We start from the raw sequence: 12,931 nt of genomic DNA on the forward strand, positions 1-12,931 counted from the left end.
AGACCACGCCGAACAGGTTAAAGATCAAGCTTAGGGCCGTACCCGGCCCGCATTCACCCCGCCCGCCGGTCGAGTGGCTCGCGCTCGACCAGCAGGCGGTCCAGGTTCGCGGCCACAACGGCTTCGTCCTTGGTGGAGAAGTACCACTGCGCGGTACGTCGTACTCCTTCGGCTAGGCCGATCCGCGGTACGTACCCGAGCAGCGCGCGGGACAGCGCGGTGTCGGCGGTACGGGTCAGCGGTCCGACCGGCATGTCCGGCCGGCTCACGATCCGGGCCTGACGTCCGGTGACCCGCAGTACCAGTTCAGCGGCACCGCGCACGGTGTGCGACTCGTCGCTGGCGATGTTCACCGCGCCTCCGTCGTCGATGCGTTGGGCGGCCAGCAGGGTCATCCGGACCAGATCGTCGATATAGATCCAGCACCGCACCTGGTCACCGGTCCCCCACACCTCGAACGGATCGGTGCCGACGAACGCCCGGGCGATCATCGCGACAATGGCGTGTGACTCGCCGCACTGGGGTCCGTAGGCGGTGAAGTATCGACAGATCGCGGCACCGAGACCATGCTCCCGGTGCAGGTTCCGCAACGTCAGCTCGCCCATGAGTTTGGCCATCCCGTACATCCCGTCCGGGTCGTACGGCGGCCCGACCTGGTCCTCCCGCAGCGGCCGGTGCCCGGTGTCGGCCCGCTGGAGATAGCCGGGGTAGACGCAGGCCGATGAGGCGAGGACGACCTTGTCCACACCCGCGTTCAGCGCCCCACGCAGAACGTTCTGGTCGATCACGACGTTCTCGGCACAGATTGTCTGGTAGTTGTCGATGTATCCTCGTCCGCCATGGGCCGCCGCGAGGTGGAACACGATCTCCGCACCGGCGCAGGCCGCGTCGGCCGCCGGCCGGGACCGCAGGTCGAGTCGGAGTATGTCCAGGTCACCGGCGATGTCGTGGAGGTTGTGCTGGCTGCCGCTGGAAAAGTCGTCAACGACCCGGACGGCGGCACCGGCTTCCAGCAGGGCGCGGCAGAGGTGCGATCCGATGAACGAGGCTCCGCCGGTGACGGTCACCGCACGCCCGGCGAAGAACCGGCTCCCTGTTGCGTTCATACCGGCGTGCTGACGACGAGTTGGTGCCCTTCGGGCAGCTGGACGGAGAACTCGAACCGCCCCCAGGGCTGGTCCGTGACCGGCTCCGGCACGCAACCTCCAGCACGCAGGCACCGCTCACGCAGCACCTCGGCCGGGGCCCCGGCGTGCAGGTAGACCACCGCCGGGGCGATCCGGCTCGCGGGTGGGGCGAGCGCCAACTGGATGCCACGGCTACTGCTCCACGGCCCGAACCGGACCCCGGCTCTGCTGAGTGGTCGGCCGTGACGGAACGCCAGCGTGCAGTTCAGCGCCTCCTGGAGGAAGTCCAGTGTGCTGCCCACGTCGCGGACCGCGAGCACGACTTCGGCGGCGTACAGGTCCGCGGGATCCTCACTGCGCCGCCTTCCCAGAACCACCGTTTCGTGCCGTTGGCCATCCGGATGGCGGGCAGCGAACCGGCCCCGTTCGGTGAGTCCCGCCCGCCGGGCCACCGCCAGCGACGCGGTGTTGGTCGCATCGGCCCACACCTCCACCAGGTCGAGTCCGCCCTGGCCGAGCAGGTGGGCCACGACCGCGGCGACGGCGTCGCCCATGACGCCCTGCCGCCATGCGTCCTGGCGCAGCATCCAGGACAGGCCGGGGGGCGAGGTGGCCCCGATCAGCTCGACTAGCCCCAGGGCCGTCTGACCACCGGCGAGGCGGATCGACCAGATCCGGGCGCCCGGCAGACCGCACCGGGCCGTCAGCCGGCGCCGGGTCTCGTCGGGTGAGCCCGACGCGGGCTCGTGCAGCCAGCGAGCCATCACCAGCGGATCGGCGTATGCGACGTGTAGGTCCATCAGATCCCGGTCGAGGTCGAGCGGGGCAAGCCGTAGCCGGTCATTCGTCAGCTCCATGGTCGCCTTCCTCGGCCGCAACCGGGTGGAAAGTCAGGCTGTAGAGTTCACCGAAGATCGGCAACACGTAGGGTGCCTCGCCCCGGCCGAGGGCCGCGGCGTCCTCGCGGATCCGGGTGGCGGCGTCCACGGCCGGTCCCGGCCAGCTCACTCTGATCTCGTTCATACCGCTGCGGGTAGTCGTCGCGGATACGGGAAGATTCGTGACACCCCAACTCGGGCCTGCCGTGAACTGCCCGACGGAGGCGCCGTTGACGGTCAGCCGGACAGGATCCGGCGCCCCGGCGCGGTGCCGGTGGGTCACCCGTAGGACGCCGTCGACGGGCCGGTCCAGGGTGAGGCGCAGCTCGGTTTCCCGCAGGTTGGCCTGGAGGTAGCACCTGGGCGGGGTGTAGTTGCGTACCGCGCCGACCCCGAGGATCGTCGAGGCGATGTCGAGCAACTCGACCACCGGTGCCGCCGCGGGCGGGGCACCGTCTGCCCCGGCGCTGGTCTGCACCGGCGTGTCAGCGCCGGTGAGCATCCCGGCCAGGCACTCCCGCAGGGTCCACAGTCTGGACTCGTGCGGCCGGTAGTCGCTGAGCCGTTCGAACATCAGAGCCGCGTTGGGATCGGCGGCCAGCGGGCCGAGATGCGGGCTCGCCCAGACCGGGCCGGGGCGGGCCAGAAGCCGGTCGAGCGAAGCGAGCGTCAGTCGGATCGGCGGGTGGCTGGTCAGGGCCCGGTCGAGGTAGCGGCGGACGACGGCGGCCGGCTGGCCGCAGAACGCATTGTAGGTCGCCGCCAGAACCAGGCTGACGGCGCGTTCGCGTCCGTCGACCGGTCGGTGGGCACCGCTGCCCGGCGGCTCGTCGGTGATCTGCCGGGCCACGGCCGCCATGGCACGGTCGACACCGCTGTGGCTGAGGTGGCAGTAGTCGAGGAAGTGGTCGGGGTCGGGCAGCTCCGGTGCGTCGTCGCTGCCCAACTGGCTGCGCAGATCAACGACGCCGAGGCCGTGCTCGTGGGCGAACGCGACAAGCCGGTCCTGTACCAACCGGGGTGTACGGGGCAGATACTTGATCATGAGACCGCAGACGCTGTCGCGTGACTGCTCGAACGCCTCCCGGGCGGCGGCGTGCCGGCCCGTCGCCGCAAGCGCCGTACCGAGCAGGTGACCCGGTACCGGGCTGAGTCCGTCGTCCAGGCCAATCATCTCCGCGGCGATGTCGGTCACGTCCTCCCAGCGGCCGTCGGCCAGCGCGGCGAGAGCCCGTTGCCGCGCCGCGTACCAGCGGGACAGGGTCTTCTCCTCCATCATCGGAACGTCGATGGCGTCCACCGGTCCCAGCGGTGACCATCCGCAGAGATTGAACTCCGGTATCACCAGCACGACCCGTACCCCGGTGTCGTCACGGAGGCACCGCAGGTCGGCGAGCAGGTCGTCCATCTGCGGCAGCAGGATGTCGTTGAGCAGGGCGTCGCGCATGGCGCGGTATCCGCCGGACCGCAGGGCGTCGGCGAGCAGTGCCGTGCGGCCGGGGTGCAGGCCGTCGTACGACGATATGGTCCAGTTGTTGCCGGCGAAGACCACGACCACGTCGGGGGCGAGCCGGACGACCTCGTGGACCATCTGTCGCAGCTGTGCCAGGCTCAGGCTGGTCCGGGCGAGGTCGATGCACTGGTACCCGGGTCCCCCGGTGGCGTCGAGATGCCGAGCCAGGGACATGGTGGGGTTGTACACCGGGTCGAGCAGATAGCCCCGGGCGGTCGACTCGCCCAGCAGCACGACCCGTCGGGCGTCCCCTTTACCCGGTACGTCCTGCGCAGTCGACCAGGTGCTCGTCTCCGCGGTCGAGACACCGTCGCGGCGGCGCAGTCCCGGGCCCGTCCCGGTGTCGGTGACGTCCCACACGCCGATCCGCGCCGCTGCGGCCGGGGTGGGGTGGGCGGCGTCGCCGCCGGCCCGCAGCCACTGCAGCATCCTGATGGTCTCGGCGCCCCGGGCGTCGCCGAGCAGATCCGCCAACCGGTCCGCGGCCCCGACGGGGTCGGTTGGTTCCGGCACGGGCACCTCCTAGACGAAGAACGAGTAGCTAGACGAAGAACGAGTAGCTGTCGTTGTGGACACGTGGCGCGTACCGGTCGGCGGCCCGGCTGAGATGGTCGCGCCAGGTCGGCGGCACGGCCTCGCGCAGGATCAGGACGTCATCGACCACAAGCGCGTCGAGTCCGGCCCGGACGAAGCAGGACAGCGCGTCCAACGAGTCGTTGACGAGCGGTTCCCCCGCGACGTTGAAGGAGGTGTTGAGCAGTACCGGTACACCGGTACGTCGGCCGAAGCTGGTGAGCAGGGCGTGGAACCGGGGAGCGACGTCCCTCGCCACCGTCTGCACCCGGGCCGAACCGTCGACGTGCGACACCGCAGGCAGCGTCACGCCGGGACGGACGGCCGCCGTCTCCAGCATGAACGGGGAGTCGACATCGAGGTCGAACAGGTCGCTCGCGCGCTCGGCGACCACGGCGGGCGCGAACGGCCGGAACTCCTCCCGCTTCTTCACCCGCCGGTTGATCCGGTCCCGCATGTCGGGGTCGCGAGGGTCGGCGAGGATCGAGCGTCCGCCGAGCGCACGAGGACCGAACTCCATCCGGCCCTGATGCCATCCCACGACAGCGCCCCCGACGAGCAGGTCGGTGACCCGGTCGATCAGTTCGGTCTCGCGGCCGAGATAGTCCTCGTACGGCACGGCCGCCTCCGCCAGCACGGCGGTCAGGGCACCCCGCCCCGGACAGGGACCGAGCCTGGCGTCGGCGAGCCGGGCTACCACACGACCGCCGGTCGCCCGGTGGTGCGCCAGCAGCGCGGCGCCGGCCGCGGATCCGGCGTCTCCCGGCGCCGGTGGCACGAACCAGTGGCGAAACGGGCCGCGGCGGCGGAGCCGGGAGTTGGCCACGCAGTTGAGGGCGACACCGCCGGCGTAACAGAGGTTGTCCGACGGATGGGTCCGGTGCAGGTGCCCCAGCGCCTGCCCGAGCAGGTCCTCAAGAAGCAGTTGGACGCTACTGGCCAGGTCCCGGTGGGTGTCGTCGATCTCGCCGCCGGGTGGCCGCGGCGCGACACCGAGATGCGCGACGAGGGCGTCAGGGTAGAGCGGGCCGCCCAGGCGCGGTCGCACGAGTGTGGGGTCCAACCGGAGCTGGCCGTCCGGGCCGGTCTCGACCAGCGCGGCCAGGCGGTCGTGATACCGGGGACGACCGTACGCGGCGAGGCCCATGACCTTGTACTCGTCGGAGTTGACCGAGAAGCCCAGGAAGGCCGTGATCGTGCTGTAGAGAAGTCCGAGCGAGTGCGGGAACTGGACCTGCGTGGTGATGCGGACGCCGTCGCCGTCACCCGCGCCGTAGCTGGTGGTCGTCCACTCCCCCACCGCGTCCGCGGTGAACAGGGCCGCTTCCTCGAAGCCGGACAGGTAGAAGGCATTGGCGGCGTGTGCCTCATGGTGCTCGACGGTGCGGAACGGGCCGTCGAACCCGAGCCGTTCCCGCAGCTCACGTTCCGGCTGGGTCGCGTCCAGCCGCGGCATGCGCCGCGGGTCGGCGTCGCCGGACAGCGCGAGCCACAGCTGCCGACCCAGCTTGCGCCGTGGGTTCTCGTAGTACGCCAGGACGTCGACGTCGGCCGGGCTCAGGCCGACCTCCGCAAGACACGACCGGTACGCGTACAGCGGCACGTCGCGGTCGTGCCGGCGCCGGGTGAAACGTTCTTCCTGCGCCGCCGCGACCAGGCGGCCGTCCACGACGACCGCGCAGGCCGAGTCGTGGTAGAACGCCGACACCCCGACCACGATCATCCGCGTCCACCGCCTCCCGTGGTCCGGACCCGGAGCCTGCCCTCGTACAGTTCCACCGATGCCAGCTGACGGCTGTCCATATAGGAGCGGATGAACTCGCCCATGCCCGGGTTCAGGGTGATCTCGACGCCGTCGCCGGTCCTGGCGATGCGCTCGAGCTGCATCGAGGTCATGAAGCTGTGCATCTCGTCAGTCCGGTTGGCCTGGTCCCGGCGCACCACCGCCGCGGGGTCGGTGAGGTACGGGTTGACGGTGTCCAGGATCAGCACCACCCGTGGGACGGTCCCTTCGTGCCGGACCTCGTGTTCGAACGAGTCGTCGAAGGTGAAGCTGGCACCTTCCTCCCACCGGCGTTCCCGGTCGCCGACCCGGATCCGTGCGTCCGGGTCGGTACGGACGCAGAAGTGCGTTCGCGCCTTCGCGTTGGTCGGCCCGCAGTGCGGGGCGATCCAGGTGCCGGGCTGCAGCCACGAGACCATCACGAAGCCGATGCCGGCCGCTGTCGCCTCGGGAATGGCGGACACCGCTTCGGCGGTCTCCGGCAGCAGTTCGCAGGCGCGATCGAACCGGCGGCCCCGGTCCCACAGCATCAACTGGTGCCAGAGGCCGCCCCGCACGGTGGATCCGTTCAGCCCGGCGGTGGAGAAGCCGGCTCGGGTCGGGTCCGCGATGGCGTCGATCTCAGCGCGGATCCGCTCCCATCGTTGCCGCAGGTGGGACGTGAACCAGAATTCGCCCGGCTCGAACAACGCGCACCGGTGGGTGACCGGATGCAGTTCGATCGGTCGCTGCAGCCGCTCCGTCCAGAGTCCACCGGCCACCGCCAGGTCGGCGATCTGGTAGGCGGGGCCGGTGAGTCCTTCGCCGAGCAGGTCGCAGATCAGGCTCTCGTACTGTTTGCGCAGTCGGCCGGTCGTGTCGGCGGGGACCGGCGAGCCGGCGGCCCGGGCGGTCGCCTCGGTGCGCGGGTTCATCCAGCCTCCTGCTCGGTACCGGCGGGTCCGATCAGATCTCGGTCGTCGGGTACGGCGAAGTTGAGCTGATCGTGGCAGAACCGTTCCCAGGACGGGGTGACGCGGTCAAAGACGACCTGTTCACCGGGCCAGACCGAACGGGTGACGGTGAGGTCGTCGTGCAGGAACAGCACGCCGTCGGCCGGGTGGTCGGGGTTCGGCGGCCAGTCGTCGAACCTGGCCAGTTCCCGCTCGGGATAGGCACGGCAGTACGGCTGCCAGGGCCGGGCCCGCTCGTCCGTGGCCCGGATCGCCTCGGTCACGGCGACACGGCCGGCTGCCAGTGCGATCTCGTACGGGGTCTGTCCGTCGGGGCCTTCCTCGTACGGGTCGGCACCGGCTGCGAGGAGCCGCACGACCTGCGCCAGGTCACCGCGTCCGGCCGCGTGGTCGAAGGCGCTCCACCCGTCGGCGTCCCGATGGGTCCGGTCGACGTCGGTCATCGTCCCTCCCGTTCCGGTTCCGCCGGGTGCCGGCCGTCCACCCCGGGTGTCCCGGCACCGACCACGAGTCGTCCATCGCGCAGTTCGACCGAGTCGGCGCCCCTCCCGTCGAGGTAATGGGCCACCTGGCGTGCGGTGGCCGGGTCGAGGTCGGCGCGTACCGCGGCACCGTCGCGTTGCACCCGGCGCAGGCCACGGGCGCGTAGGAACCCGGCGGCGCGGTCCTCGAACGAGCCCTGGTTCGCGACGAGCAGATCCAGGTTCACGGGGTCGAGCGCGGGATGGCAGACGTCCATGAGCAGAACCACCCGGGGCGATTCACCCTCGTGCCACACTTCGTGGTCGAACGAGTCGTCGAAGACCAGGCACCGTCCCTCCTGCCAGGTGACGGTCTCCGCGCCGACGCGCATCCGGGTGCCTGCGGGTACCCGCAGGCCGAGATGCACGCGGAGGCGGGCGTTGGTGCCACCGCAGTGTGGCCGGATGTGGGTGCCTGGATGGAGCCAGGAGAGGGTCACCACGCCGATCCCGGCGGCGGTCGCCTCCGGGATGCCCTCGATGAGCGAGGCGGTGACCGGGAAGCGGGCACACGCTTCGGCGAACCGGTGCCCGGCCTCGTAGAAGGTGATCTCCTCCCACCGTCCGGCGCCGACCAGCGACTGGTCTGCGGACACGAACCCCGCCCCGCTCGGGTCGGTGACGCGGTCGACCTCGGCACGGATCAGGTGGTAGTTCTCCTCCAGGTAGCGGCAGAACCAGAAGTCGGCCGGATCGTGGACGGCTCGCGGGGGCAGTGACGGCAGGTAGTGCTCGGGGCGTTGCAGGGGGTCGCGCCAGATGCCTTCGGCGACGGCGAGGTCGGCGTACCTGCGGGCGCCGTCCGGTCCGGACTCCTCGGCCAGGACCTCGATCAGTCGGTTGTAGGCGGTACGCACCGCCGCCGACCAGCGGGGTGTCGTCGACATCGGTGTTCCTTTCGGTCGGACGGCGTGGATTCAGCCACGGCCGAGGGCCAGGCCGTGCGTCATGGTGTAGGCGAGGTGAGTGATGTAGGCCCGGTGGATGGTGGCGGGTTCCATCCGGAAGCCGCGGTCGTCTTCGACGAACCGGCCGCCGCACTCGGCGAGCAGGGCCAGCCACGCGGCGAAGTGCGGGGTACACCGCAGATCCGCGAAGGCGAGCCCGGTCAAGGCGTGGAACCGTTCGTGGTCGATGCCCTCCCTGGTCATCAGGGCACCGCCGACCAGGGCGGTGAGCCGCTGCGGGTGGGCCAGCGAGAACCTCTCGACGTGCGCGAACTCGCGCGGTGCGGCCAGATAGCCGGCGTGATCGGCATTGCCGTTGAGCAGCAGGTGGTGGCCGAGGATCGACTCCGTTCCGCTGCCGAAGCCGATCTTGTCGCCGGCCAGGTCGTACTTGTAGTTCCCGTCGATGTCCTCGTGCCGGGCGTGCCGGACCCAGTATCCGTGGCAGTACTCGTGGTACCCGGCGTCGGTGAGCATGCCCATCGCCAGCTCGTACGAACCGATCATCGAGTCGCGGTCCCAGGCACGCAGGATATTCCGGTCGAGTTGCATCGCCATCACCGTCCGGGGGGTGGCACGGTACGGGTAGACCGAGACGTGCGGCGGATCCAGGGCGAGCACCGCCTCCAGGGTGCGGGCCAGGTCAGCGGGGTCGGTGTCGGTCGGGAAGCTGCTGACCAGGTCGATGTTGAAGTTGTCGATCCCGGCACGGCGCAGGGCGTCGACCGCGGCGATGGCCTGTGCCGGGTCGTGACCCCGGCCGGCGCGGCGCAACTGGCGGGGGTCGAGTGACTGCACTCCGACGCTGACCCGGTCGACTCCCAGGTCTCGCATCGCGGTCAGCTTCTCGTCGGTCAGATCGTTCGGAGTCGTCTCCATCGACCACTGCACCAGCTCCGAGAGGTCGAACGAGTCGTCCAGGGCCTGGTGTATCCGGCGCATCTCGTCCGGCGCCAGGCGCGTGGGGGTGCCACCTCCCCAGTACATGACATGTGGCCGGTACCCGAGCCTGGTGAGGACAGCGCCGTAGAACCGGATCTGGTCGCACAGCGCGTCAAGGTACGGTCGCCGCCCCGCCCCGTCGGTACGCAGCCGACGCGTCGGCACGTCGGCGACCCAGTCGCAGAAGTGGCACTTGGTGGCGCAGAACGGGACGTTGACGTACAGCTCCAGCGGCGGAGCGGACCGGGCGGACGCGACTTCCGCGACGGCGGCCAGCAGGCTGGCAGCCGGCATCCGACGGGTCGGCCCGCCGCCGGAGGCCGCCGGCCCGGTCATCGGGCACCCCGGCGGCCGACGACGAACCCGGGCATGACCAGGCGGTCGAGGCCGCCCTCGACGAAAGTGCGCAGGGCGTCCGACGGGGTCTGCGCGATCGGCTCGCCCTTCGTGTTCAGGCTCGTGTTGAGCACCATCGGGATACCGGTGCGGGCGGCGAACGCGTGGATCAGGTCGTGGTAGGCCGGGTTGTCCCGCCGGGCCACGGTCTGCAGCCGGGCGGTGCCGTCGATGTGGGTGACCGCGTCGACGCCGCCGCGCAGCACCGGGGCCGCCCGGAGCATGAAGGGGCTGTCCCGGATCCCGAACCACCGCACCGCGTGCTCGTCGAGCACCGCCGGCGCGAGCGGCCGGAAGTGCTCCCGGAACTTGACCGTCGCGTTGATCCGGTCCCGCGTCGCCGCGTCTCGGGGGTCGGCGAGGATGCTGCGGTGGCCCAGGGCCCGCGGACCGACCTCACCGGCCCCGTCGAACCAGCCGACCACCTCGCCGGCGGCCAGCAGGTCGGCGGTCCGCGCGATGTAGTCGCCCGTCGACTCGACGGCGATTCGATCGGCGTGCTCGGCCAGCGCTCGCCGGATCGCCGGCTCCGGGTACTCCCGGCCCGCGTACATCAGTTCCGCCGCCGTGTACCCGCGGCGCGGATGCCCGAGTACGTGATGCCAGTGCCACAGCGCCGCGCCGATCGCGGTGCCGTCGTCGCCGCAGGCCGGATGCAGGTGGATGCGCTCGAACCCCGAACGTCGGAACGCGAGTTCGTTGGCGACCACGTTGAGGGCGGTGCCACCGGACAGTGCGATGGCCGGCTCGACGCCGGTGCGGGCGGCGTGGTCGGCGAGTTGCTCGAAGACCGTGCACAGTTGCCGTTCGAGGCCGAGCTGGATATAGAACGCGAGGGTGGCGTTGAGGTCGCGGCCGGCGACCGTGACCATCCGGGGGTCCTTGTCCGCCAGAGTGACCAGCTGCCGGAAGGTGCGTACGTCGGCCGCCTCGGCGGCTGCCCCTGCGGGCGGGCGACCGTACGGTGCCAGTGCCATGACCTTGCCGGCACCGACGATGGCCGACCCGAACTGGAGGTTGGCGACCTGGCAGTAGCCGATGTTGGCGTTGAACCAGGCGTCGAAGTCGACCAGCAGTGGCTGGAGCCGGTGGGCCCGGCCGACGAAGGCCCGGCAGCCGGTGGGGTCGATGGCCAGTGCCACGGCGGACTCGAACGGCGAGGTGTAGTAGGCGGCGGCGGCGTGGATCAGGTGGTGGTCCGGATTGACGGTGCACGGGATGCGGCGACCGCGGATTCGCACGGCCGTGTTGGTCTGGTTGACCCAGAACTCGAACCAGGTGTGTTTCAGATCGGAGCCGTGCAGTGTCCGGATGTCGGGTGAATCCATGTTGTGCAGGTTGCACAGCAACACGTGGTCGACGTCGGCTAGGTCGACGCCGGCCTGGGCGAGCAGTTCTTCCAGGTCCTCCTCGCGCAGGCCGGGATGTTTCTTGAGGCGGGAGAACCGCTCCGTGGTGAGGTAGCCGCGGATTCGGCCGTCGACCAGCACGACGCCGGAGCCGTCGTGGTTGTAGTTGATCGACAGGATCACCCGGGTCGGTCGGGACCGGTCACCGTCCATTCCGTGCTCCGCTCTGGTTGGCACGTAGTTGGTCCGTCGTCGCCGCCCACACCTGGTCGACGTCGAGGTCGGTGAGGCACCGGGGGTACGACGACCGTGGCCCCCGGTACGGCACGACGCAGTCGTACGCGCAGCGCCGCCCGGCCACCTCGTCCACCCCGTGCGTGATGGACTGGCACGGGTAGTACAGCGAGACACCCCGGTGCCGGGGGTACACACGCGACCACAGCGCCTCGGTGCCGGTCGGCCCGTACACCACGACGGTGGGCACGCCGAGTGCCGCGGCGACGTGGGCCAGACCGGAATCGTTGCCGACCACGACCTCCAGCCCGGTGAGGAGGTTGGCCGTCCGGTTGAGCGGATGGTCGACATCCAGGTGGACGACCGCGTCCGGCCGGCGGGCCAGCACGTGATCGCGCAACGCCGTCAGCTCCGGCAGCTCCGCCGCCGTGCCGAGCAGGTACAGGCTGGCCCCGAGTTCGTCGACGAGCCGGTCACACAGCGCCTCGTACCGGGCGAGCGGCCAACGGCGGTTCCAGTGCGGCTGGCCGCCGGGATGGATGCCGACGCGCGGGGCGGGTGCCGCCAGTTCGGCCACCGGTTCGGGCCGTACCGGCAGTGGGGGGACCACCTCCTCCGGACACGGCCGGGGGCCGCCGAGCGCGCCGGCGAAGGCGCACGCGAAGTCATGGAGGTCGCAGCGGTCCGGGCGGGCCGGCAGCCGGACACGACGGGTCAGGTCCGCATCGGACGCAAGCCCTCGGGGCAGGCCGATCCGTACGCCGATGTCCGCCCGGCGGGCATGGCCGGCATCGAGTACCCGCGAGCCGGGATCGACGACGCACAGGTCGAATCGGCGGTCGGCCAACTGCCGCACGAACTCGTCGTAGCGGCCCTCGTCGGTCGTCGTCGGATCGGGACAGATCAGGACGTCGGTCAGGATCATGTGCCGGTGGAGCGGTTCGGCGAAGCGGCGGTGCAGTCCCTCCCCGACGACCAGGGTGATCTCGGCAGCCGGCCGGGTCCGCCGCAGCACCTCCAGCAGGATGTTGCGTTGGAGCAGGTCGCCCAGCCCTGGCAGGTGGAGTTGAGCGAAGACGCAGACGCGCCGGTCGGCGGGAGCGGTGTGCGGCACCGCTCCCGTGCCGGTGGCGCCGTCACGGTTCAACGACACGCTCCAGCTGTCCCTGGCCGGTGAACGTGGCCAGGTCGATGTCGGCCACGCACCGGACATCCTCGAAGTCGAGGTTCAGGGTGCCGACGAGATGGACGGTGCCGGTGCCCGCCGTGAAGTCCGCCGCTGACCGGTCGGTGGCCGTGTCATCGACACGTACCCCGAGTTCGGTGCCGCCGACGGTGCCGGGAAAGCGGACGAACACGTAGCCACGGTCCAGCGCCTCCTTGAAGGCGGCCGGACCGAGTTCGATACGGGGCACCGCCTCCACCGGGTGCGGACCGGCACAGAGCCGGTCCAGCAGGGACGGTCCCTCGTCCGCCGGCGTGGCGAGGTCGTCGTCGTACGGGTCGTCGGCGTGCTCGGCCATGTGACGACGCAGGCTCAACGGCCGCATGTCGGTCCATACCTCGTCGATGTGGGCCAGGCACTCCTGCCGCACACCGGTCATCCCCGACGGCCGCCAGCCATCGGGAAGGTCCTGGTCGACGGGCCAGATCGAATACTGCTCCTCGTCGTTGATCACGACCCGGTAGATCTGCTCATCCGGTTCCATGGTCTG

The 12,931-nt window shown here is 70.7% G+C and carries 10 protein-coding genes and 1 pseudogene; all 11 read right to left on the reverse strand.

Annotated features, from left to right (window positions below; all coding sequences use genetic code 11):
* Positions 1-53 precede the first annotated feature (53 nt).
* Positions 54-1,106 carry an NAD-dependent epimerase/dehydratase family protein gene (locus ACN27F_RS02875; protein ID WP_421430997.1) on the reverse strand — a complete coding sequence of 351 codons (1,053 nt, stop codon included), beginning with the start codon at positions 1,104-1,106 and terminating at the stop codon, positions 54-56.
* Entirely contained in the window at positions 1,103-1,984 is an 882-nt protein-coding gene (locus ACN27F_RS02880; protein WP_421430998.1) for a GNAT family N-acetyltransferase, read from the reverse strand. Before ACN27F_RS02880 ends, ACN27F_RS02875 begins: the two co-directional genes overlap by 4 nt.
* The gene (locus ACN27F_RS02885) at positions 1,968-4,031 is read right to left on the reverse strand and encodes a hypothetical protein (protein WP_421430999.1); all 2,064 of its coding nucleotides are present in this window, start codon (positions 4,029-4,031) and stop codon (positions 1,968-1,970) included. The genes ACN27F_RS02880 and ACN27F_RS02885 overlap by 17 nt, the downstream gene beginning before the upstream one ends.
* A 28-nt stretch (positions 4,032-4,059) precedes the next feature.
* Complete coding sequence (locus ACN27F_RS02890; protein WP_421431000.1) at positions 4,060-5,814, reverse strand: carbamoyltransferase; 1,755 nt, start codon at positions 5,812-5,814, stop codon at positions 4,060-4,062.
* Positions 5,811-6,788 carry an aspartyl/asparaginyl beta-hydroxylase domain-containing protein gene (locus ACN27F_RS02895; RefSeq protein ID WP_421431001.1) on the reverse strand — a complete coding sequence of 326 codons (978 nt, stop codon included), beginning with the start codon at positions 6,786-6,788 and terminating at the stop codon, positions 5,811-5,813. The genes ACN27F_RS02890 and ACN27F_RS02895 overlap by 4 nt, the downstream gene beginning before the upstream one ends.
* On the reverse strand, positions 6,785-7,270 hold the full coding sequence (locus tag ACN27F_RS02900) for a hypothetical protein (protein WP_421431002.1): 486 nt from the start codon (positions 7,268-7,270) through the stop codon (positions 6,785-6,787). Before ACN27F_RS02900 ends, ACN27F_RS02895 begins: the two co-directional genes overlap by 4 nt.
* A complete protein-coding gene (locus ACN27F_RS02905; RefSeq protein ID WP_421431003.1) occupies positions 7,267-8,235 on the reverse strand; it encodes an aspartyl/asparaginyl beta-hydroxylase domain-containing protein in 969 nt (322 codons plus the stop codon). Before ACN27F_RS02905 ends, ACN27F_RS02900 begins: the two co-directional genes overlap by 4 nt.
* A gap of 30 nt (positions 8,236-8,265) precedes the next feature.
* On the reverse strand, positions 8,266-9,573 hold the full coding sequence (locus ACN27F_RS02910; protein ID WP_421431004.1) for a coproporphyrinogen-III oxidase family protein: 1,308 nt from the start codon (positions 9,571-9,573) through the stop codon (positions 8,266-8,268).
* Positions 9,570-11,195 carry a carbamoyltransferase C-terminal domain-containing protein gene (locus ACN27F_RS02915; RefSeq protein WP_421431005.1) on the reverse strand — a complete coding sequence of 542 codons (1,626 nt, stop codon included), beginning with the start codon at positions 11,193-11,195 and terminating at the stop codon, positions 9,570-9,572. Before ACN27F_RS02915 ends, ACN27F_RS02910 begins: the two co-directional genes overlap by 4 nt.
* Positions 11,185-12,363: a glycosyltransferase family 9 protein gene (locus ACN27F_RS02920; protein WP_421431006.1), complete on the reverse strand. Its 1,179-nt coding sequence runs from the start codon at positions 12,361-12,363 to the stop codon at positions 11,185-11,187. The genes ACN27F_RS02915 and ACN27F_RS02920 overlap by 11 nt, the downstream gene beginning before the upstream one ends.
* 370 nt (positions 12,364-12,733) lie before the next feature.
* Positions 12,734-12,925 (reverse strand): annotated as a pseudogene (locus ACN27F_RS02925) (MbtH family protein); the annotation flags it as partial.
* Positions 12,926-12,931: the final 6 nt, after the last annotated feature.

This window comes from Solwaraspora sp. WMMB335, assembly GCF_049179075.1.
In the GTDB taxonomy this organism is placed as follows: Bacteria; Actinomycetota; Actinomycetes; order Mycobacteriales; family Micromonosporaceae; genus Micromonospora_E.